Below are 22,101 nucleotides of genomic sequence, written 5' to 3' on the forward strand. Positions count from 1 at the left end.
CGTCGGTACGGTGCGGCGGATGCCGCCCGGCGACGGGCACCGCTGACGCCGCCCGTGGCCGGGCGGCGTCAGCGGTGCGCCGTCACGGGACGCCCGGCCGTCACTTGATGGCGGTCAGCAGCGGCTCGATCTCCTCGATCGCGTAGGGGATCGACAGGACCGTGTTGAAGGAGAACGCGGCCCCGATGTCCGGGTCCTGGTAGGGGACGAAGAGGTCGCGCTTGTCCTGGTTGACCTTCAGCTTCTTGTACAGCGGCTCGGCCTTGATCCGGTCGTTGGCCTCGGTGCTGGAGGTGACCCAGACCAAGCGGTCGACGTCGAGCACGTTGAGCTTCTCGGCGCTGAGTTCGGCGACGTTCCAGCCCGGCTTGGCCAGCTTGTCGATCTCGGGCTTCAGCTTGAAACCGAGTTCGTTGAAGAAGATCGCCTTGGGGTCGGTCTTGGTGAACGCCGAGTACTTGCCGGCTTCGAAGCTGTCGGCCACGGCGAGCGTCATGTCGGCCCATTCCGGGTGCTCGTCCCGGGCCGCCTTGAACTGCGCGTCGATGTCCGAGATCAACTTCTCGGCCTCGGTCTCCTTGCCCAGTGCCTTGCCGATCTGCTGGGTCATCACCTGCCACGTCGCCCCGTAGTCGGCGTAGTCCTTGGGCTGGGCGACGACCTTGGTGAACTTGGAGAGGGTGTCGTACTGCTCCTTCTTCATGCCCGAGTACTGGGCGATGACCAGATCCGGCTTCAACGCCGCGATCTTCTCCATGTTGTACTCGTCGCGCTCACCGACGATCTCCGGCAGGTCGGAGCCCCACTTTTCCTTGGCCCACGGCCACTTGCCGTAGGGGTCTTCCTTGAACCAGTCCACCGCGCCGACCGGCTTGACGCCGAGCGCCAGCACCGCGTCCTGGTCCGACAGGCCGAGCGTGACGACCTTCTTGGGCTCCTCCTCGATCGTCGTGCTGCCGTACTTGTGCTCGACCGTGACCGGGAACGCGGCGGACTTCGCGCCCGCGTCGGCCGATGCCGAAGTCCCGGACTTCGACTCGGAGTTGTCGGTCCCGCCCCCACAGGCGGTCAGGGCGAGCGCGGCGACGGCGGCCACGGCCGCTCTGGGGACGTATCTGGCGAACCGCGCCAGCACGGGGCGTGTACCAGTGGACACGTTCTTTCCTTTCACGGGGTTTCACAGTGCGGGCCGCGTCCTGCCGGTCGCGCGGGGCGCCACCGGCAGGACGTGGCGGTGTGGGGGGGGGCTGAACCTGTGGGCGGAGCAGGCGGGCTAGCGGGCGGTGCCGATCCCGTCGACGACCGGCCGTGCCTCGTCGGAAGCGGACTTGAGGCCCCGGTCGAGGACCGAGTCCAGGATCTCGCCGACCCTGATCGCGGTGTTGGACAGCAGGGACGACGTGATGCCGTGCGTGTGTTCCGTGCCGCCCTGAAGGTAGATGCCGCAGCGCAGGCCGGGGTCGGTCGCCAGGCGGTAGTCCCGCTCGACACTGACCCGGCCCTCGTCGTCGCGCAGGCAGCGGTCCGCGACCTCGCCGAGGAGACCGAGGGGGTCGGCGGGGCTGTAGCCGGTGGCGAACACCACGACGTCGGCGTCCAGGGGCATCTCCTCGCCGGTGACGAGGGACTTCACGGTGGCGCGGACCGTGTCCGGGCTCTCCACGACGTCGGTCAGCCGGGACACGTTGAGGAAGCGCAGGCGCTCGGTGCCGAGGACCTTCTCCTGGTACATCTGCCGGTACAGGTCGTCGATCAGGTCGATGTCCACCACGGAGTAGTTGGTGTTGCCGTGGTAGTCGATCAGCTGCCGCTTGACGTTCTCCGGCGCGGTGAAGAACTCGTCCACCGCCGCCGGGTCGAAGATCCGGTTGGCGAAGCTGCTGTCGTCGGCGGGGCTGTATCCGTAACGGGAGAAGACGGCGCAGACCTCGGCGTGGGGGAAGCGGCGGTGCAGATAGGCGACGTTCTCGGCAGCACTCTGCCCGGCGCCCACGACGATGAACCGGGAGGGCGAGGTGCCCTCCAGTCCGTCGACCTTCGCCAGCAGTTCGGAGTTGTGCCAGACGCGGTCGGTGCGCTCCACGCCCTCCGGCATGAGGGGACGCAGGCCGGTACCGATGACGAGGTTGCGCGCCCGGTGGACCGCGAGCCCCTCCCCCGACCGGACCGTCACGTCCAAATAGTCCACGGCACCGTCGCGAACGACAGGTGTGACCCCGACGACCTCATGGCCGTAGGAGACCATGTCGTCGACCTTTTCGGCGGCCCACTCGAAGTACTCGTGGAACTCCACTCGCAGGGGGAAGAGGTTCTTGTGGTTGATGAAGTCGATCAGCCGTCCCTTGCTCTTGAGGTAGCAGAGGAAGCTGTACTCGCTGGCCGGGTTCCGGAGCGTCACCAGGTCCTTGAGGAAGGACACCTGCATGGTCGCGTCGTCGATGAGCATGCCTCGGTGCCAGCCGAAGCGCGGCTGCTGCTCGAAGAAGTGAGCGTTGACCGCTTCCTGTCTGCCGACGCGCGCGTTGTGCTCGCTGAGCGCGATCGCCATGGCCACGTTGGACGGCCCGAAGCCGATACCTATGAGGTCGTGGATCAAAGGGGCGTCGCCTGGACGAGCCTGTGCCATGTCACTCCCATCGTGCGGGGCGGCCGCCCTGTGGGGCCGGCGGCCGCTGGTCGAGCATCGGGAAGTACGAAGTTGGGCACGCCGAGAGCCGCGGCCCGAAACTTAGGCAAGGCTAAGCTCACCCTGTGGAGGTGTCCATAGACAAAACGGACAGCCGGGGGCGACTGATCGTCAACGCGCCCCTAAACGCGCCCCGTTGACCACTTAGGTAAGCCTTGCTTTACTGACCGCGGTCAATCCCTGCCCTGAGGAGGAACCCCATGCGGGTCGTCATGTTCGGCTACCAGACCTGGGGGCACCGCACCCTCCAAGCCCTCCTGGACTCCGAGCACGACGTGGTCCTGGTCGTGACGCACCCCAAGAGCGAGCACGCGTACGAGAAGATCTGGAGCGACTCGGTCGCCGACCTGGCCACGGAGAACGGCGTACCGGTCGTGATCCGCAACCGCCCTGACGACGAGGAGCTGTTCGAGCGCCTCAAGGAGGCCGACCCGGACATCATCGTGGCCAACAACTGGCGTACGTGGATCCCCCCGCGCATCTTCGACCTGCCGCGCCACGGCACACTGAACGTGCACGACTCGCTGCTGCCGAAGTACGCCGGCTTCTCCCCTCTGATCTGGGCGTTGATCAACGGTGAGCCCGAAGTGGGCGTCACGGCACACATGATGAACGACGAACTCGACGCCGGCGACATCGTGCGCCAGGAGGCCGTACCGGTCGGACCGGCGGACACCGCCACCGACCTCTTCCACAAGACGGTCGGCCTCATCGCCCCGGTCACCATCGGCGCGCTCGACCTCATCGCCTCCGGGCAGACGGAGTTCACCAAGCAGGACCGCTCCCAGGCGAGCTTCTTCCACAAGCGGTCCATCGAGGACAGCCGCATCGACTGGACCTGGCCGGCGGAGGACCTTCAGCGCCTGGTCCGCGCCCAGTCCGAGCCGTACCCCAGCGCCTTCACCTTCCACAAGGGCCGGCGACTCGAGGTCCTGGCCGCCGTCGTCTCCGAGGGGCGTTACGGCGGCACGCCCGGCCGCATCTTCTACCGCGAGGGTGACGGCGTGGTGATCGTCGCCGGACCCGACGCCCGCACCGGCCGCAACCACGGCCTCGCCATCACACGCGTACGGACGGAGGACGGCCGGGAGTTGCCCGCGACCGAGTACTTCACCTCCATGGGCGGCTATCTGACCAACCGTCCCTGACCTGTCGGCCCCACCGCGGTCCCGAGGGCCGGCCGGACGTCGCCGCCGTGCGGATCCCAGTCCGCGCGGCGGCGGCAACGCCTCGGCATGGCGCCCGCTTCGCTCCGTGGGTAGGCAAGACACGTGCATCATCTCTCCGCCGACACGCTGCTGCCCGTCAACGCGACGCTCGCCGTCGCTCTCACCTTGCTGCTGCTCGCCGCCACCGCGGTGACCGCCCTCTTCCGGCTCTCGCCCGACGAGTCGTACGGGCGGGCCCGCGAGGTCGTGCTGGCGGGTGTACGGGCGGCCGGGCAACTGGCCGTGGTGTCCCTGGTGATCGGTTGGGCCGTGCACCACACCGCGGCACTGATCGGCTTCCTGTTCCTCATGTTCGCCGTCGCGACCCGCACCGCCGGACGGCGCATCACCACCAACGGCACATGGTGGTGGGCGGTCCTGCCGATCGCGGCCCCCGTGGCTCCGGTCGTCGCCGCCCTGGTGCTGTCCGGACTGCTGACCGTGCCCGGCATCGCCATCGTCCCGGTGACCGGCATCCTCATCGGCGGCGCGCTGACCGCGACTGTGCTCGCCGGACGGCGTGCGCTGGACGAGGTCGCCGGGCGGTACGGCGAGGTCGAGGCCGCCCTGTCCCTGGGCTTCCTGGAACGCGACGCGCACCTGGAAGTGGCCCGGGGTGCCGCCTCTGACGCTCTCCTGCCCGCCCTGGACCAGACCCGTACGGTCGGCCTGGTCACACTGCCGGGCGCCTTCGTCGGCATGCTCCTGTCCGGCGCCTCCCCCGTCCTCGCCGGCGCCGTCCAGGTCTTCGTCCTCATCGCACTGCTGGCCGTCGAGGCGCTGTCCGTGGCCTTGACCGTCGAACTCGTCGCCCGCCGCCGGCTGCACCGTCAGGGCTGACGGCGGCTGCGCACCAGCAGGTAGAGGAAGTACGGCGTGCCGATCACCGCGGTCACCATGCCGGCGCCGAGCTGGGCCGGTGCGATGACGGTGCGGCCCAGCAGGTCCGCGGTGCACACCAGGCCGGCGCCGAGCAGCACGGCCACCGGAACCACCCGGACGTGCTGACGGCCCACCAGGGCCCGGGCCGCGTGCGGGGCGACGAGCCCCACGAAGCCGATCGTGCCCGCGGCGGCGACGGCGGTGGCGCTCAGCAGGACGCTCACCACGAGGAAGCCGAGGCGCCCCCGTGTCAGGTCGAGTCCGAGGAGCCTGGGGGTGTCCTCGTCGAGCGACACGAGGTCGAGCTCCGCGCGTCGCAGCACCGCGACGACCAACCCCAGGACGAGGACGGCCGCGAGCGGCGCGACGTCCGGCAGGGTCCGTCCGTAGGTGGAGCCGGACAGCCAGGTGAGGGCCTTGACCGCGTTGAACGGGTCAGTGAGGACGATCAGCAGGCTGATCAGAGCGGTGGCGGCGGTGGCCACGCCGATGCCGACGAGGACGAGCCGGTTCTGCTGGAAGCCGCCCCGGGCGGCGAGGCCGAAGACGATGACGGAGCTGACCGCGGCGCCCGCGAACGCCGCGCCCGCCAGGCCCCACGAGTCGGCCAGGGGCACGGTCGTCACCAGGAGTACGGCGCCGAGCGCGGCTCCGCCGGAGACACCGAGGACGGCGGGTTCGGCGAGCGGATTGCGGGTGACGGCCTGGATGAGTGTCCCGGACAGGGCGAGTGCGGCGCCCGCGAGGAGTGCCGCGAGGACCCTGGGCACCCGGGTGTCGAGCACGAAAGACACGGTCTGGCCGGCCCTGCCCTGCGCCCAGTTCACGACATCGCCCAGCAGCAGTTTGGCGTCACCCAGCAGCACGGCGGCGATCGTCACACCGACGAGCGCCACCGCCAGGACGGCGGTGACGGTGACGAAGACAGTCCGACTTCGGATGCGCAGCCGGTCGGGTGCGGCGGAGGCCGCGGTGTCCTTCAGCCGGACGGCCATGACGATCAGGAACACGGCACCGACGAGGCTGGTGACCACGCCCGTCGGCACGGCGACCGCGAGGTCGCCCGGCACGAGGGATCTCAGGAGCACGTCCGAGCCGAGCACCAGAGCCGCACCGATGAGGCCGGTGACCGGAAGGCTCGCCCGTGATCGCGCGAAGGCACGGAACCTGCGGGCGAGGGAGCGCATGAGGGCGGGGGCGCACAGGCCGACGAAGCCGATCGGTCCGCTGAGGGTGACGGCCGCCGCGGAGAGCAGCGACGCGAGGACGACCGCCGTGATCCGGGTGGCACGGACCGGGACACCGATGCCGCGGGCGGCTTCGTCGCCCAGGGCGAGAGCGTCGACCCGGCGGGCGACCAGCAGCAGCCCGAGGAGGCCGGCGAGGCCGATGGGCGCCATCTGGAGCACGCCGTCGAAACCGTTCTGGCCGATGCTGCCCTGGTTCCACTGGTAGAGCCCGTGAGTCTCCTCCGGGAAGAGCAGGAGCAGCCCCTCGGTGACGGCGTTGAGGCCGAGCATGAGGGCGGTGCCGGCGAGCACGAGGCGCACGGTGCCCGTGCCCAGGCCCGACAGGCCGAGTACGACGGCCGCCGCGGCGAGGCTGCCGACGAGTGCGACGCCGGAGGAGGCGAGCAGCGGCAGGGAGGCGCCGGTGACGGCGACCAGCCCGAGAGCCAGGTAGGAGCCGGCGTTCACGGCGAGGGTGTCGGGCGAGGCGAGGACGTTGCGGCTGACCGCCTGCAAAGCGGCACCCGCCATCCCGAGCATGGCCCCGACCAGGAGCCCGGCGGTCATCCTCGGCAGCCGGGAGGCGATGACGACGGAGGAGTCGGCCGGGTCGGCGCGGCCGGTGAGGGCCTTCCACACCTCGCCCGCGCCGACGGCGGCGGTGCCCTGGGTGATGTCGACGACCGCGAGGGCGCCGAGCAGCAGGAACAGAGCGGCCGTCACCGCGGCCGCGCCCGTCCGGGGCGTGACCTCCGACGGACGGGTGGCGGGGGTTGTCGCGGTGACGGCCATGGTGTTACTTCGTCAGCTCGGCGACGACGGAGTCGATGTACTTGCCCATCGACTCGTGCCCGCCGAACATCCAGATGCCGTCGGGCAGTCGGTGCACATTGCCCTTCTTCACGAACGGCAGCGAGGTCCACACCTTGTCCTTGGCCAGGGCGTCGGTGAACGGGGTGCTGCTCTTGTCCCCGTCGTTGCCGATGTAGGCGAACTTCACGTCGTCGCTGAGCTTGGTGAGCCCCTCGACGTCGGTGGTGCCGAGCCCGTAGTCCTTGTCGCCCTTGACCGTCCAGTCGTTCTCCAGGCCAAGCTGCTCGTTGACAGCGCCGATGAGCGAGCCGCTGGTGAACGGCCGGATGGAGACCTGGTTGGAGATGTCGTAGCCGTCGGCGAAGGCGTACTTGGCGCCGCCGAGCCCGGCGTCGGCAAGGGCCTGCTTGCCCTCGGTGACCTTGGCGTCGAAGTCCTTCTTGAGCTTCTCGGCCTGCTCGGTGGTGCCGGTCGCCTGCGCGAGGAGGTCGAGGTTCTTGTTCATCTGCCCCAGGGGGTCGGAGGCGTTGGCGGACTGCACCTCCACGACCGGGGCGACCTTGCGCAGCTGCTTCACCGCGGCCGGGGGCAGGTCGGTGCTGGCGACGATGAGGTCCGGCTTCAGGGCGGCGATGGTGTCCATGCTGGGCTCGCCGCGGGTGCCGATGTCCTCGGGCTCGTTCTTCAGCGGCACTGCCTGGTCCCAGGTCTTGTAGCCCTTGACGTCGGCGACGCCGACCGGGTCGACACCCAGCGATATCAGCAGCTCGACCTCGTGCCACTCGGTGCCGACGACCTTCTTTGCCGGCCCGTCGAGTTCGACCTTCTGACCGGAGGCGTCGGTGAGTGTGACGGCCTCGCCCGCCTTCTTCTTCGCGTCGTCGCTGTCGGCGGCGGGCTCGGTCGTGCCGCAGGCGGTCAGGGTGAGCGCCGCGGCAGTGGCGGCCGCCGCGGTCGTCATCAGGCGTCTCATGAGGGTGTGATGAGCCTTTCGCTTCGCGTGTGGTGCCGGCCGATCGCGCGGGTGCGCAGCCGGCCCGTCAGGGGGTCGGTGCCGACCTCGATGCGGATGCCGTAGATGTCCGTGAGCCGCTCAGCGGTCAGGACGTCGTCAGGCAGACCGTCCGCGACGATCCGCCCCTCGTGCAGCAACACGATCCGGTCGGCGAGGGCCGCGGCCTGATCGAGATCGTGCAGAACGGCACCGACGGCGATCCCGTGGTCGTCCGCCAAGTCGCGGACGAGATCGAGGAGTTCGATCTGGTAGCGCAGGTCGAGGTAGGTCGTCGGCTCGTCGAGGAGCAGTACGCCGGTCTCCTGGGCGAGACAGCTCGCGAGCCACACGCGCTGGAGCTGTCCGCCGGACAGGCGCTCGGCGCCGCGCTCGGCGAGGTCGGCGACGCCCGTCATGGCCAGCGCGCGATCCACCGCGGCCCGGCCGTCCGGGTCCGCCGTGCCCCAGCGCCCTCGGTACGGGTAGCGGCCGAACTCGACGACATCTCGCACGGTCAGCCCGCTGGGCGTGGGACGGCCCTGCGTCAACAGGGCCACCCGGCGCGAGAACTCACGGGCGGTCAACGCCAGGCCGTCCGTGCCGTCGATGACGAGCGTGGCGGTCCTGGGTCGGTGCAGTCGCGCGAGCGTCCGCAGGAGTGTCGACTTCCCGCTGCCGTTCGGCCCCACCAGCACGGTCACTTCGCCAGGCAGCAGCGTCACCGACGCACCGTGCACGACGTCGACGCCGTCGTACGCCACGGTGACTCCCGTGGCTGAAAGTTCATGACCGCGGACGCTCACCGCCGCGGAGCTCTCTTCACCTGCTCGCACGCCGCACAGGTTAGCCTAACCTAAGCACAATCCGTGAGGGGCGGCAGCGGCGGGCGCAAGGAGAAGATCAGTCACAGGTGGCCAACCCCACATCCACAGATGCCTCGATCCTGGCGGGCGAGCCGGAGCGCCATGAGGAACACCGGGGCGGCCGCATGGCATCACACCGCCGATCGGCGCCGGCGTGACCGCGCCCCCTCAGCAAGCCGGGTGCCAAAACTCGCGTCCACAGCCCGCTTGTACTCGACGATCACGGGCCCCGTTCTCGTCGATTTCCAGCGCGGAGGAAGTTCCGACGACGTGAACCGCCGTGTCGGATCACGCCCGCGTCGGCACGGAGCAAGTCGTCGTCGAGACCGTCTGCGAGCGCGACACCGGATCACTTACGCGTCGCCGGGGAGCATGCAGCTGCCGAGACTCACCCTCCGGAGATGACTGCTGCACTGACATCACCCCCGGGCTGCCGCTTCGCTCGTCCCCCGGATAGGCCATACTGCGCCTCCCCCACCACTGGCGCAGGCGTTCCCCCCACCAGGGCAGAGGCGACGGCACACACGGAACGCGCGGCGTCCAGCGGCTCCTGCATGTCGGCCACCATGCAGGCGAAGCCGGGTACCCTACAAACCGGCAAACCGGATCATTCCGAAGAAATGCGAAACTCGAATTCGGGACGGTCCCACGGCACGGCGGGCGGGTTCGCGAGCGCGGTCCCGGTCCGCACTGCGCCGGCGCGGTGGTAGAAGCCCTCGGCGGGAAGATGCGACACGACCTTGACGCGGTCGAGCCCGGCGGCACGGGCCTCGGACTGCATATGCGCGACGAGCAGTAGTCCAATACCCCGTCCTTGCGCTTCGTCGGCGACGAACAGCAGGTCGAGCTCCGGTGGAGCGAGGACGAGCGAGTAGAACCCGAGGACCCGGCCTCCATGCTCGTCGGCGCCGACGGCTACGAAGGCGCGGTGGGCCTCGATGTAATCAGGCCCGACCCGGTAGCCCGCGACTGCGGCTGCGTACTTACCCGCGTAGGCGCCTGAGCCACGCACGAGCCGCGTGAGCCGTTTGGCATCCCGCGCGACGGCCCTCCGTATCGTGATCGGCCGGCTGATCGGGGAAGTGCGTGAACTCATCGGGAGAGTATCTCGCACCGGGAAGTCGGATCGGGGAGGTGGTTGATCGCCTGGGTGCGAGCCTTGGCCGCGGAGTCCTTGGCGAGTTTGAACATCCGGGCGTTCCGCACCGGACGGTCGCCAGTTCTGGCGCGGGCCCGGGCGCGGCCGCTGAGCACGGCCTGAACAGCAGCCCGGGGCGCCGGGCCGGACCATCGCCTCGGCGCTGGTGCGTGGGCGAAGAGGCGCACTCGACGATCGCGGCCGGACGTCGTGCGGTCGACCGGGGTCCGGTTCGTCCGGCAGGCAACGGCCCCCACGTGCGGAGCCACGACGGCAAGCGCCTCGTCCCAGCGGGACGGCGGCGGCCGCGGCGTCGGACACGAGCTGGACCTTCGGCCGGCGCCCGCTCATCGCGTTCGTCCACCACGGCCGGGCCCAGGGGGAAAGCAATTGCCTCCTGCGGCGGGGCACCGCGGGTTCGGACACCGCAGCCGTCCACATCGCGACCGCCCAATTCGCCCTGGCACAGCTCCCAAGCGCCTGCGGCCGAGACCGGGACGGCGATCGCCGACATGCCCCACCGGGGGCACCGCTTCCTTGACACACCGCTTCCTTGACACACCGTCACTCGTCGGAGGGTCCGACGCGTGACAACGGAAGCGCCGTAGCACATCATGCTTTGCCGGTTGTTCTCCGGGGTGAGATACTGGCGCGCTTCGGAGACAGCGGAGCATACGGGGGCGTGATGGGCCAGGCGGTGACCGCAGCCATGCTGCGGGTGGCGGATGTGCACAAGTCGTACGGTCGAGGTGCCAGCGCCGTGCATGCCCTGCGTGGCGTTTCCTTCGAGGTCCCTCGGGGGGAACTCGTCGCTGTCAAGGGACGCTCGGGCTCGGGCAAGACCACTTTGCTCAACATCGTGGGTGGACTGGACGAACCGGACGGCGGACGCGTCACCATCGACGGGCTGCACCTTCGGGACCAGGGTGAGGACGCCCTCCTCGCGCTGCGCCGGGAGCGCATCGGCTTCGTCTTCCAGTCGTTCGGGCTCATCCCTATCCTCACGGCTGCCGAAAACGTGGGCATACCGCTGCGGTTGCGCAGGGCGGACCCGCGTGAGCGGCGGGAGCGCGTCGAACTGCTGCTGTCCCTCGTGGGGCTCGCGGACCACGCCGCGCAGCGCCCGGGTGAGTTGTCGGGCGGGCAGCGCCAGCGGGTCGCCATCGCCCGCGCCCTGGCCAACAGTCCCTCGATTCTCATCGCCGACGAGCCGACCGGCCAGTTGGACGCGGAGACCGGGCACTCCGTGATGGAGCTGCTGCGCGCGGTCGTCCGCAGCGAGCGGATCACTGCTCTCGTGGCCACCCATGACACGACACTTCTCGACCTTGCCGATCGTGTGCTGGAGCTGAAGGACGGCCAGATCGCCGAGTCCTAGCCCAGTCGTCCGCATCACACCGCAGACACGAGGTCCGGCATCAGGCCGCGTCGGAGTCGGCGGACCGGATGTACTCGGTTCGTCTCAGAGCCCCGGCTGTTCCTCAGCTGAGCCCTGGCCGTGACGGCCGTTCCGGGGGTCGTCCGGGCGGACGGCGATGTGGTCGGGTTCCAGTTCCAAAGCGACGCGGTCGCGCATCCCCAGGGCCCGGGTGTACTCGGCGGGGAGCTGGAGGCGGCCGGCCCGGTCGAGCATGGCGTATTCGCGGGCAACCAGGTTCTCCTGGCCGGTGGCGGAGTCGACTTCGCTGTGGCGCAGGACTTCCGTCGCCGTGCGGCCGTCCCGGATGGCGACCGTACGGCGGACCTCTCCGGCGACGGACTGATCGTGCGTGACGATCACGATGGTGGTCCCCAACTCCTCGTTGGCGGTGCGGAACGCGGCGAAGACCTGTTCGGCGGTGTGGGAGTCGAGTTCACCGGTGGGCTCGTCGGCGAGCAGGACCGCGGGATCGTTGGCGAGGGCGACTGCGAGGGCGACGCGCTGCTGCTGGCCGCCTGACATCTGGTGCGGCCGACGGTCGCGGCATTCGGCTACCTCCAGCAGGTCGAGGAGTTCCATGGCGCGGTCGGCCCAGGTTCGGCGCCGGCCTCGGGCGCGAGCCAGCCGCAGGGGCAGGGCGACGTTCTGTGCGGCGGTGAGATAGGGCAGGAGATTGTGGGAGGTCTGCTGCCGGACGAAGCCGACGGTCTTGCGACGGTAGGCGAGTCGTTCCTTGGAGGACATCGTGACCAGGTCGTGGTCGGCGACACGAGTCGCGCCGGCGGTGGGTTTGTCCAGTCCGGCCAGGATGTTCATGAGGGTGGACTTGCCGCTGCCGGAGGCGCCGACCAGGGCCATGAGTTCTCCCTTGCGGACGAGGAGATCGAGGCCTTGCAGTGCCTGGACCTCCACTCCGTCGGCGGAGAAGATCCGTACCAGCCGGTCGCAGGTGATCAGGGCGTCGTGACCGTAGGCCGCGGCGTTGCGCGCGGCGAGGGCACGGTCGGCGAGCTCGTGGAAGGTCGGGCTGCTGGTCATCGGCTGCTCCTGGGCGGTCGGAGGGGCACGGGCCGGTGCCGGAGGGGGCGGGGCCCTGTCGTTTGGATCAGGCCGGCGTCGCGGCGCCCAGGTCTCGATGCGCTGCTCACTGTCTAGTTGTCACCCAGCCTCAGTTCACGCACCGAGCCACGTCGGCTGGTCCACCAGGCCTGGCCGGCGGGCACACCGATGGCCAGGAGCAGCACGGTGAGCGCCGGAACCGTGAGCGAGAGCGGATCGGTGCGCAGCACGGCCTCCTCGAGAGCGGACGGGGATGCCAGCGCGATGGTCGTGAGGTCGATGCCGGGCGACAGCAGGTGAATGCCGACCCAGCCGGTCAGCATGCCGCCGGCCGCGGCCAGGAACGCCTGCGGGAGGGCCGTGAGGATCAGAAGTCGGCGGCCCTGAGCCCGGGTCATGCCCATCGTGCGCAATCGGGCGAGCAGGGCGCTGCGTTCGGGCGCGGTGCGCAGCACGGTCAGCACGAGCGCCAGGACCGCGAACCCGGCGCCAGCGGCGACCGCGACACCGTACAGGCGTTCCGCGCCGGACTGTAGCGGTGATTCGACGTGTCGCGTGCGTTGCTCGGCACGTAGCTGGACGCTCGCCGCCGTGCCTTCCGCCGCCGAGCGAAGCGCCCGGCCGTTCAGGGCGTCACCGGTCAGCAGCAGAGTCGTCGTACGCGCCGCGCCGCGGGGAAGGCCGGCGCGGTCCACGATCAGGAAGTCGTCACCGAGCACTGCCGGGGTGCGGTCTCGGACCAGGACGATCCGGACAGTGACGGAGGTGCCGTCCGGGAGCAGGACGGAGTAGGGGCCGGTGCCGTACTCGTCGGCCACGCGAGTCGAGGCAAGCGCGGGCAGGGGCCGGTCGGTGCTGCCCGTAGTACCGGCGTCCGCCGGCCGGAGGCTCGCCGCGTCGAACGGCCCCAGTCCCGTGTGGTGCGACAGGTGCGCATAAGCGTCAGGGTCCACACCGGCCAGCTGCACCGGCCGGCTGCCCAGTGAGGGCTCCGCCTCATTGGTAACGCTTGCTTCCGTCATGTCCTGTACGCCGGGCAGTCGGCGTACTCGGTCGGGCAGGGCACGAGGGAGTTCACCGGTGGTGGCCTCGATGCGGCCGTCAGCGCCGACGTGGAGGAGCGCGGCCTGGTCGCGGGCCGCCGTGACCCCTGCCAGGACCGAGCCGCCGAACGCGGCCGTGGTCAGGGCGCTGAGCAGGGCGAGCAGGGGCAGCACGGCGAAGCCGGGGGCACGAGCCACATGGGCAAGCGACAGCGGAATCACCAGGCCGCGCATGCGAGCGGTCGCCTTGCTCAGCGCACGGAGCGGCAGGGGGTGGAGGCGTGCCAGCAGCAGAGCCGCTACCAGGCCCGTCAGCAGTGGGGCGGCGGCCACCAGAGCGGTGCTGCCGGATCCCTGTCGACGCAGTGCGGCGACCGCCCCCGACGCGATCACCAGGACGGTCAGTTCCGCCACCGTTCGGCGCCGCGACGGCCGGGCGGTGGTGAGGTCCTCCCGCCCGTCGTGCATCCGTACCGTGCGGTGCGTCACCACGGCGCGCAGCGGGAGCGCGCCACAGGCGAGCAGGGTGACGGCGAGGGCGGCCGCGAGGGCGGGTGCGGTGCGGGCATCGGGCAGGACGAGCAGTGCGGCGGTCAGTCCGAGGGCGCCGGCCGGCACGGCCACCACCGCCGTCTCCGCCAGCAGCCGAACGGCCAGGCCGGACAGTGAGGCGCCGCGGGCACGCAGCAGGGCCAGCTCCGCGTGTCGGCGATCGGCTGCCACGCCGCCGGCCATGGCCAGGACGATCAGGGCGAGGCTGCCGGTCCCGACGGCGGCGAGGAGGAGCAACGAGTCGATCCCCGACCGTAGTCGGGCATGGTTCGCGAGGACCTCGTCGAGATGCGTCTGGGCACCCAGGTCCCCGTCGACAACCTCCCGCATCCGCTGTAGTCCGGGCCCCGTCTCCAGGGAGGCCACGGCGGACGCCAGACGGTCGAGATCGTGGCCGCGCAGGGTGGCGACGTCGGGGGCCACATGCCAGTACCGGTGCGGTTGGCCGGGGGTGCCCAGGAGTGCCGGGCCGGCGTCGGCGGCGAGAAGCAGGCCACCGAGCCAGTGGACGTCCGTCGGCGAAAGTTCGGGCTGACGGCTCAGCGAGGGCGTGCGCAGCACCGGCAGTGCCGCCCAGTAGGCGCCCTCGGGGGCGCGCGGGACGACGATGCCGGTGACCCGGACGGCGAGCGGGGCGCGCTCCGAGCCTGGTACGTGGATCACCGAGCCCACCCGGATGTGGAGCGTGCGGGCGGTGTCCACGGTGACGGCGGCCTCGACCTGCGCGGTCGCCGCGGTCACCGGTGCGCCCGTGGTGCGCGGCAACCGGCCCGCGCTGAGACGGGCGTGGGAGGCCAGGTCCTGCTGGGCGGCGAGCACCAGTTGGGCGGGCAGGCCGGCTGGCCGGGGAAGCCAGGGGTCGGACGCCTCCAGGGGGACGGTCGTGCGCACGCCGTACGACGACTGCGCGGGGTCGGGAACCAGCGGCGCCTCGGCGGTGGCGAGAACCTTGGCCCGCGCCGCGGTCAGCGGACCGACGCGCAGGGCGGCCTCCATCTCCTCGACCGTGTCGAACCAGGGCAGCGGGACCTCCATCTGCACGGTCGTCCGGTCGGGTGGGGCCTGCTCGACCGCCCGGCGCAGCCCCGCGTCCCCGTACCGGTCGACGGCACGCGGGTACGCGGCGGCCAGCGCCGCGGTCACGGCCACCAGGAGCGCGAGGGCAACGGACGTACCGGCGAAGGCCCTCAGCCGGGTCCGCAATCCGGCACGTACATGCGGTGGCACCGCCTTCGTCCCCCCGTCCTGCGGGGGCACCGGCTGCGTGGTCACTGTGTCACCTCGTCCCTGAGAGCCATCACGGGCTTCGCCCGCCGAAGGGCGAGGGCCGCGGTCACGAGGGCGGGGCCCGCCGCGAGGGCCGCCAGCAGGGCGGTCAGACGCAGGAGCGGGAGTTCGACCTGGACCGGCGGGAGCGGTCGGGTGGCCTGCCCGGTCAGGACGACGAGGGGAACCAGCGCGTGCGTCAGCACCATGCCCAGGACCGTGCCGACCAGCAGCGCCAGGGCCACGAGGACGCCGTGCTCCATGGCGACCAGCCGGGCCAGCCTGCGGCGCGGTGTTCCCAGGGCGCGCAGCACGGCGAACTCACCGTCCCGGGTTCGCATCGCCCCTGCCGCGCTCACCGCGAAGCCGAGGGCGGCGAAGAGCACCGTCACCGCTGCCGCCGCGATCAGCGCTGCTTCCGGGGCGGCCCCGAACGGGTCGGCGCGCAGCTGCGCCGCTATCTCGTCGCGCACCGTCACCTGCTGCGGATCGACGTCGGGCAGGGCGCGCACGGCCGCTGCGGTGGCGCCGGGCGCGGCCGTGCTCAGCCACCACTCGGTGGGCTCCAGGCTGGTTCCGTAGCGGGCCTGTAGCGCCCGGTTGACGGCCCGGAGATCGACCAGCAGGGCCCCGCCGTCGTGCGTGGTGGCTTCCGTCGTGGGCAGGGCGCTCGCGGTGCGGACGATGCGTACGGGCAGGGAACGGCCGCCGAACGTCACCTCCACGCGCTGGCCTTGGCGCGCACCGGACGCGGCGAGGAACCGGTCGGTGGCGACCGCGACGATCTCGGGCGCCGCGGGCTGGGCGACCTTCAGCCGGACCTCCAGCGGCAGGGCGGGCGGCGAGAGGCCGGCCACCTGGTACCCGGTGCTGTACGTCATGGTGACGGGTGCCGTCGACGTGAGCCGGGGACGGGTCGGCCGGGCGTCGTCGTCGGGTGGGGCGGCGTCCGCGTCGGCCTGGATCGCGGTCGTCCACCTCTTCGGCAGGGTCAACTGCCGGACGTCACCGTCGCCGGCCGTCGCCGTGAGCGCGCCGAGGACCAGGCGGTGCCGGTGGGGACGGCCGGCCGGCTGCTGCGTACTCAGTTGGAGCCCGGTCAACGCCAGCGGGCCCCGGGCGCCGTTCAGATCGGGGATCAGCCGGTGCGGGCGGCCGTCGGCGGCGAGGCTGCCGGACGGTATCTCGTAGGGGATTCCGTGACGGTCCCGCACCGTGAGCGTGACGTCCGCCTCCGACCCTGGCGCGGTGCTGTGCAGGGCAGCGGTCAGCGTGAGCCGGGTGGTGCCTTCCGGTATCCCGATGCCCGCGGGTGCCCCGCGCGGCGCGAGCCCGGCGAGTAGCGGACCGTTCGTCAGATCGCGCCGCGCCAGCACCATTCCAGCCGCCTCTGTCGTGTTCAGGGCCACAACGGTCGCCTCGCGGCTCCCGGAGAGCGACACGGTGTCACGGACGGCGGGGGCGACCGCGTCCACGTGTGGGAGGTCCGCGTAGACGTCTGTACGGCCCACCCCGCCGCCCCCGGAGGACAGGACGCGCACCTCGGCACCCGCGCGGAAGTCGGCCTGGTCGGCCTGGGAACGGTGCCAGGACGCGTCCTGCCCGATCGCCACCACACCCAGCGCCACGGAGATGACCAGGAGCAGCACCGGACCCGCTCCCCGCATCGGTCGGCGACTGAACTGCCAGCCGACCATGGCCGCGGTCAGTCCGCGCTCGCGGGTCAGAAGTCGCTCGCCGGCACGCGCCAGCAAGGGCAGCAGCCGCAGCACCAGAACCGTTCCGGCGAGCAGCACCAGAGCGGGTGCCACCACCAGAAGCGGGTCGACGCCGAGGACCCCCTCACGGTCGGCGGTGACAGCGCCGGACTCCTGGCTGCCGAGCAGCCAGAAGGCGACACCGGCCACAGCGAGCAACCCGACATCCGCCCCGGCACGCAGCGGTGCGGGCAGCGCTCCCGCCCGCGCCGCGAACGTGCCCGCGAAGGTCGCCCGCCACGCCGGGACAGCCACGGTCAGCGCACACAGCCCGGCCACCCCTGCGGCGACCGCCCACACCTCGAGTCGGCCTCCGGCCTGCACGTCGACGCGCACCCCGGTCCGGCCCAGGGCACCCTGCCCGGCCAGCAGCCGCGTCAACGGCCCCGACAGCAGCGGCGCCACCACCACCGCCGGCACGGAGATCAGCAGGGCCTCCAGCGCGGCCAAGCCCGCCAGCCGTGCCCGGGTGGCGCCGCGCGCACGCAGCAGCCCGGTCTCGGCCATGCGCTCGGAGTCGAGCAACCGTGCGACGAGCAACAGGGCGCAGGCCGCGAGCAGTCCGAGCTGACCGGCGACGATCAGCATGCCGGCCCGTGAGACGAGCAAGGAGCGTTCGATGCGGTCCAGTACCTCGGGCAACGCGGTGTCCGCTGTGGTCGCACTGCTGAGCGCCGGCCGCTCGCGCAGCTCCGCGGTCCCCGAGCGGGCAGCCTCGCGCAGCGGGCCGATCCGTTCCGTCGTCAGCGAGGAGTAGTCGGCCGAGACCAGCCAGCCCGACGCGCCGACACTCATCCGGCCCGACGTCGGCACGGCTGGGGCGGTGAGCAGGGGACCGTACGTCGTGAAATTCGACGCCTGCACGCCGCGGCCGCCCAGGTCGTCCAACTGCCAGTAGGGTGCCCGGACGTCCACCGGCCGGTACACGCCGGTGATCAGCACGCGCACCGCCGGGCCGTCCAGCCGGTCGGTGACGGTCAGCCGGGAGCCGGGCGCCACACCGAGCCGCCGGGCGGCGCTCTGTGGCAGTGCGGCCTCGATGGCCCCGGCGGTCACCGCCTCACGGGGGAGCCGCCCGGCGACGGTCCGCACCTGTGTGCGGTCCAGGGCCGCGAAGTACGTGAGGTTCGGGTTTCCGTCCCGCTCGGACGGCGGCCGCAGCGCCCCCGGCAGGGCGTAAGGCCCCGACCGCAGCAGGGTACGCACCCGCACGGGCAGCCCGGTGAAGACGGTGCGGGCCCCCGCCCGCACGGCGTCGTCGGCCGCCTGCCGCTCGTCGGCCGGCACGTCGGCCTTGATCACCAGAGCGGCCTGGGCAGCGGTGCGCTGCTCCGCGAGCGACCGCCGCAGCGCCGCATCGCCTATCGCGCCCGAGTAGGCGGTGAGCGCGGCCAGCACGACCGTGGTCAGCAGCACGGTCAGCAGTACGGCACCGAGAAGCGGGCGATACGCCCACGCTCGCAGCACGACTAATCGCAACACGCCCGCAGGCACCGCTCGTTCCCTCACCGAACCCCCCGTTTCCACCACACCGACCGGAACGCGATGTGGCGTCGGTGGCGTGCAGGTGCAAGAGGGAATTGTAGGACGGACTTTGGTCGCCTTGTGATCGAATGTGGGCGATTTTTGAGGGTCCTGTCGTCGAACGACCCTGCCTGATAGAGATGGTCAGTCGGAAGCGGCGCGGGATCGGAGTCCGTTTACTCCGGCCGCCGCAGCCACTCTCGCCCCGATCCGAACGGTCTGTCTTCCCTCCATCCGACTCTCCTTGTCGGTGTTCTGGCTCAGCCGCCCACGAGCGCTCCGTGACTGCGACGGTGGACGCCGGCATCGGCGGTCGGTGTCGTGGGCGGCGGACAGCAACAGGGGGATGTCTCAGGCGAGGTCGGTGCGGGCTCGGCGATCACGAGCCACGTCGCCGGCCGGGGCAGCGACACCGGCCTCCAGCTTGTCGGGTTCCGGCTCCTGCGGCGCTTCGGTGAGTTGCTCGCGCAGGTAGTTCCAGGTAACGGCGATCACCGCAGTGACCGGAACGGCGAGAAGACTGCCCACGATGCCGGCGAGGCTGCCGCCCAGCGTCACCGCCAGGAGGATCACCGCCCCGTGCAGGCCGAGGCTCCGGCTCTGGAGCATGGGCTGGAACACGTTTCCCTCAAGTTGCTGCACCACGACGATGATCGCCAGCATGATCAGCGCGTCCGTCGGACCGTTCGACACCAGCGCGATGAGAACCGCGACGAAGCCGGCGAACACCGCGCCCACGATCGGCACGAACGCGGAGACGAAGGTCAGCACCGTCAGCGGAAGGACCAGCGGTACGTCCAGGATCCAGAGGCCGAGGCCGATGAAGACAGCATCGAGCAGGCCAACGAGCGCCTGGGACCGCATGAACGCCCCCAGGGTGTCCCAGGCGCGCTCGGCCAGGACCGGAACGTCCTTGGCGAGTCGGCCGGGCAACTGGCGCGCGAGCCACGGCAGGAATCGCGGGCCGTCCTTGAGGAAGAAGAACATCAAGAAGAGCGCCAGGACGGCCGTGACCAAGCTGCTGACCGTGGTGGCCACGCCCGTTGCGACCGTGGTGACCAAGCTGCCGACGCTGCCCTGGACGCGGGCGGCCGCGCTGTCCAAGGCGGCCGTGATCTCGTCGTCGCCGATGTTCAGCGGTGGCCCCGCGGCCCACTCGCGCACCTTCTCGATGCCATCGACCACACCGGCGGTCAACTCGCCGGACTGGGACGCCACCGGAACCGCGATCAGCGCCACGATGCCGAGGACGGCGACGAGGAACAGCACGGTCACCAGCAACGCGGCCAGCGCCGCAGGCCACCCGCGTCGGCGCAGCACACGGGTCAGCGGCCAGGTCAGTGTGGTGAGGAACAGGGCAATGATCACTGGCCACACGACCGACCACATCCGGGCCAGACCCCACAAAGCCGCTGCGACCGCCACGAACACCAACATCAACTCGACCGATATACGCGCGGACGAGGCAAGCGCGGTGCGGGTTCTTTCCGAACTCAGTCTGTCAGGCATGCGGTCACACTATTGGCACGTCAGTCACGCTGAGCGAACGCCACCGGTCGAGACGGTTCTGCGGTGCTCGTCACCGCGGCCTGATGCGCGGCATGCCGCCGAATCATGCAGGTTGGTCAGCTGCCTGGGAGTCTCACAACTACGCCGTCTTCACCAGACTGTCGCGGGGAGCTCAGACCGACATGCGCACATGAAGGTCATCCACCATCGGCGGTGTGCGGCAGCGCGGCCAGCAGCGGCGGACTTGTCGGCGGCCTGTGCGGGGGCGGCTCAGCGCACCCGGTGTTCCTCGAGTGGGGCTGCGCGCAGTCGGGCGGCGGGTTCGCCGGGCAGGTGAGGGGTGTGGGTGACCAGCCGTGCGGAGTTGCCGACGACGGCGATGCTGCTGGTGTTGTGCAGGAGGGCCGCCGCGACGGGGTTGATGGAGCCTCCGGCACTGGCGAGCAGACCGATGAGGTTGACGCCGATGGCCAGGCCGTAGTTCTGGCGGACGACGCGCAGGGTGTGGCGGCTGAGTTCGACCACGGCGGCGACCTGGCGCAGGTCGTTTCCGGCGAGGGCGATGTCGGCGGTTTCCAGCGCCACGTGCGAGGAATGCTCGCCCATGGCGATACCGACGTCCGCCAGCGCCAGGGCGGGGGCGTCGTTGGTTCCGTCGCCGACCATCGCCACGGTGTGCCCCTCGTCCTGCGGGTCGCGGATGAGCTGGAGCTTGCCCTCCGGCAGGGCGTGCGCGTGCACCTCGGTGATCCCGAGGGCGTCGGCGACGCTCTGCGCCGTCTCCGGCGCATCGCCGGTGAGCAGGATGATCCGTGAAACGCCGAGGTTTTACAGCTGGCGTACGACGGTGTGGGCCCCGGTGCGTACGGCGTCGGACACGCCCAGCATCCCGATCAGGTCCTCGTCATGGGCGAGGCAGATCACGGTCTCGCCGCGGTGGCGTAGCTGTTCGGTCCATTCCTGGGCCACGTCACTGAGTTCCATGCCGTGCCGGCGCAGCAGTGCGGGGCTGCCCACCAGCAGTCGGGTGCCGTCGAGTTCGGCGCGCATGCCCATGCCGAGGACGACCTCGCATGCCTGGTGGATGGGGATGTGCAGGGGGCGCTCCTCCGTGCGCGCCACGATGGCCTGAGCGAGGGGGTGCCGGGCGTGGAGTTCGCCGGATGCGGCCAGGCTGAGCACCTCGTCGGCGGTGAAGTGCTCTTGCCGGGCGACGACGCTGGTGACCAGCGGGCGGCCGAAGGTGAGGGTGCCCGTCTTGTCGAAGACGACCGCGCTGACCCGGCCCACGCCTTCCAGGTGGGTCCCGCCCTTGATGAGGGTGCCGCGGCGGGCGCCGTTGCCGATGGCGGCGCTGATCGCGGTCAGGAGATACGTGACTCCCGCGAGGGCGAACGAAACGGGCACGAAGCGGCGGGTGAAGCGGGTGGCGACCGTCTGGATCGACGCCCGGTCGGCCTGGGCCTCCTCGACACGGCTGACGATCCGGCCGACCGTGGTGTCGCTGCCGACCGAGGTGGCGCGTACGTTCAGCGAGCCGGACGTGACGATGGTGCCCGCGTAGACCTCCGAGCCCGTGCGGGTGTAGACGGGTAGGGCCTCGCCGGTGATCGCCGCCTGGTCCACCAGCGCCTCGCCGGTGACCACGGCGCCATCGACCGGGATCTTGTGGTGCTCGTACACCGCGACTTCGTCGCCGACCTCGACCTCCTCGAGCGCCACCTCACTCTCGACGCCGTCGCGTACCAGCCAGACCCGCTCCTCGCCGATGCTGAGCAGTTCCTCGATGGCGCGCCGGGTGCGGCGCAGGGTGATGGTCTGCTGGAACTCGCCGATGTTGAGCAGCCACAGCACGGTCAGGGCCACTACGTTCTCCCGCAGCAGCAGGGAGATCACGGTGGCGGCCGTGACGAGGGTGTCCGTGCCCGCGTGCCTGCGGCCTATCGGGCCTGCCCTACCGCGCCGGCCAGGTCAGCCCGCCACGTCCCATCGGACCAGCAAGGGCGGGTAGCGACAAGGCACCTGACGGGCAAGCAGGTATACGCCGACATCCCACAGTTCGGCCCATCTCCCTCAGGAGGAGAGGGCGAGGCCGTACATCATTCGCCCTCTCACGTGGTGGCACCCGTGAGCGGATCGGCGTCGATGCGGACGAAAC

At 71.0% G+C, this 22,101-nt stretch carries 13 protein-coding genes and 1 pseudogene; 3 read left to right on the plus strand and 11 right to left on the minus strand.

What is annotated here, in order from left to right; all coding sequences use genetic code 11:
• Positions 1 to 100: 100 nt before the first annotated feature.
• Complete coding sequence (locus KUM44_RS30510; protein ID WP_217212981.1) at positions 101 to 1,156, minus strand: iron-siderophore ABC transporter substrate-binding protein; 1,056 nt, start codon at positions 1,154 to 1,156, stop codon at positions 101 to 103.
• Between the two features lie 117 nt (positions 1,157 to 1,273).
• A complete protein-coding gene (locus tag KUM44_RS30515) occupies positions 1,274 to 2,626 on the minus strand; it encodes a lysine N(6)-hydroxylase/L-ornithine N(5)-oxygenase family protein (protein ID WP_217212982.1) in 1,353 nt (450 codons plus the stop codon).
• Positions 2,627 to 2,886: 260 nt separating this feature from the next.
• Here KUM44_RS30515 and KUM44_RS30520 point away from each other — a divergent pair, with 260 nt between their 5' ends.
• Both KUM44_RS30520 and KUM44_RS30525 read left to right on the plus strand, forming a co-directional pair.
• Positions 2,887 to 3,834 (plus strand): methionyl-tRNA formyltransferase, encoded by a 948-nt coding sequence (locus tag KUM44_RS30520; protein WP_217212983.1) that lies wholly within the window; start codon positions 2,887 to 2,889, stop codon positions 3,832 to 3,834.
• 123 nt (positions 3,835 to 3,957) lie between these two features.
• Positions 3,958 to 4,734, plus strand: a complete 777-nt coding sequence (locus KUM44_RS30525) for an ABC transporter permease (RefSeq protein ID WP_217212984.1) — start codon at positions 3,958 to 3,960, stop codon at positions 4,732 to 4,734.
• On the opposite strand, the gene KUM44_RS30530 is transcribed toward KUM44_RS30525, so the two are convergent.
• From KUM44_RS30530 to KUM44_RS30545, 4 genes are all read right to left on the minus strand, one after another.
• On the minus strand, positions 4,725 to 6,797 hold the full coding sequence (locus KUM44_RS30530) for an iron ABC transporter permease (RefSeq protein WP_217212985.1): 2,073 nt from the start codon (positions 6,795 to 6,797) through the stop codon (positions 4,725 to 4,727). The two genes, KUM44_RS30525 and KUM44_RS30530, sit on opposite strands and share 10 nt — an antisense overlap.
• A 4-nt stretch (positions 6,798 to 6,801) precedes the next feature.
• Positions 6,802 to 7,791 (minus strand): iron-siderophore ABC transporter substrate-binding protein, encoded by a 990-nt coding sequence (locus tag KUM44_RS30535; protein WP_217212986.1) that lies wholly within the window; start codon positions 7,789 to 7,791, stop codon positions 6,802 to 6,804.
• Positions 7,788 to 8,645 carry an ABC transporter ATP-binding protein gene (locus KUM44_RS30540; protein ID WP_217212987.1) on the minus strand — a complete coding sequence of 286 codons (858 nt, stop codon included), beginning with the start codon at positions 8,643 to 8,645 and terminating at the stop codon, positions 7,788 to 7,790. Before KUM44_RS30540 ends, KUM44_RS30535 begins: the two co-directional genes overlap by 4 nt.
• Before the next feature lie 637 nt (positions 8,646 to 9,282).
• Complete coding sequence (locus KUM44_RS30545; RefSeq protein ID WP_217212988.1) at positions 9,283 to 9,771, minus strand: GNAT family N-acetyltransferase; 489 nt, start codon at positions 9,769 to 9,771, stop codon at positions 9,283 to 9,285.
• 727 nt (positions 9,772 to 10,498) lie between these two features.
• On the opposite strand from KUM44_RS30545, the gene KUM44_RS30550 reads away from it, so the two are divergent.
• Positions 10,499 to 11,191, plus strand: coding sequence for an ABC transporter ATP-binding protein (locus KUM44_RS30550; protein ID WP_217212989.1), 693 nt, complete (start codon positions 10,499 to 10,501; stop codon positions 11,189 to 11,191).
• 84 nt (positions 11,192 to 11,275) lie between these two features.
• Here the strand turns inward: KUM44_RS30550 and KUM44_RS30555 are convergent, their stop codons facing one another.
• The 5 genes and pseudogenes from KUM44_RS30555 to KUM44_RS30575 all read right to left on the minus strand — a co-directional run bounded on the left by KUM44_RS30555 (position 11,276) and on the right by KUM44_RS30575 (position 21,839).
• Positions 11,276 to 12,271 (minus strand): ATP-binding cassette domain-containing protein, encoded by a 996-nt coding sequence (locus KUM44_RS30555; RefSeq protein WP_217212990.1) that lies wholly within the window; start codon positions 12,269 to 12,271, stop codon positions 11,276 to 11,278.
• A gap of 113 nt (positions 12,272 to 12,384) precedes the next feature.
• Positions 12,385 to 15,159, minus strand: a complete 2,775-nt coding sequence (locus KUM44_RS30560; protein ID WP_308402769.1) for an FtsX-like permease family protein — start codon at positions 15,157 to 15,159, stop codon at positions 12,385 to 12,387.
• Positions 15,156 to 18,404 carry an ABC transporter permease gene (locus KUM44_RS30565; RefSeq protein WP_308402770.1) on the minus strand — a complete coding sequence of 1,083 codons (3,249 nt, stop codon included), beginning with the start codon at positions 18,402 to 18,404 and terminating at the stop codon, positions 15,156 to 15,158. Before KUM44_RS30565 ends, KUM44_RS30560 begins: the two co-directional genes overlap by 4 nt.
• Before the next feature lie 381 nt (positions 18,405 to 18,785).
• Positions 18,786 to 19,943, minus strand: coding sequence for an AI-2E family transporter (locus tag KUM44_RS30570; protein WP_217212991.1), 1,158 nt, complete (start codon positions 19,941 to 19,943; stop codon positions 18,786 to 18,788).
• Between the two features lie 270 nt (positions 19,944 to 20,213).
• Positions 20,214 to 21,839 (minus strand): annotated as a pseudogene (locus KUM44_RS30575) (heavy metal translocating P-type ATPase).
• Positions 21,840 to 22,101: the final 262 nt, after the last annotated feature.

It is taken from the genome of Streptomyces sp. AC550_RSS872 (genome assembly GCF_019049285.1).
GTDB lineage: Bacteria > Actinomycetota > Actinomycetes > Streptomycetales > Streptomycetaceae > Streptomyces.

Bases quoted from the DNA above. Each gene is read 5' to 3' on its own strand.
- KUM44_RS30515 (WP_217212982.1), bottom strand. From the start codon at position 2,626: ATGGCACAGGCTCGTCCAGGCGACGCCCCTTTGATCCACGACCTCATA.
- KUM44_RS30520 (WP_217212983.1), top strand. From the start codon at position 2,887: ATGCGGGTCGTCATGTTCGGCTACCAGACCTGGGGGCACCGCACCCTC.
- KUM44_RS30530 (WP_217212985.1), bottom strand. From the start codon at position 6,797: ATGGCCGTCACCGCGACAACCCCCGCCACCCGTCCGTCGGAGGTCACG.
- KUM44_RS30535 (WP_217212986.1), bottom strand. From the start codon at position 7,791: ATGAGACGCCTGATGACGACCGCGGCGGCCGCCACTGCCGCGGCGCTC.
- KUM44_RS30545 (WP_217212988.1), bottom strand. From the start codon at position 9,771: ATGAGTTCACGCACTTCCCCGATCAGCCGGCCGATCACGATACGGAGG.
- KUM44_RS30550 (WP_217212989.1), top strand. From the start codon at position 10,499: ATGGGCCAGGCGGTGACCGCAGCCATGCTGCGGGTGGCGGATGTGCAC.
- KUM44_RS30555 (WP_217212990.1), bottom strand. From the start codon at position 12,271: ATGACCAGCAGCCCGACCTTCCACGAGCTCGCCGACCGTGCCCTCGCC.
- KUM44_RS30570 (WP_217212991.1), bottom strand. From the start codon at position 19,943: ATGCCTGACAGACTGAGTTCGGAAAGAACCCGCACCGCGCTTGCCTCG.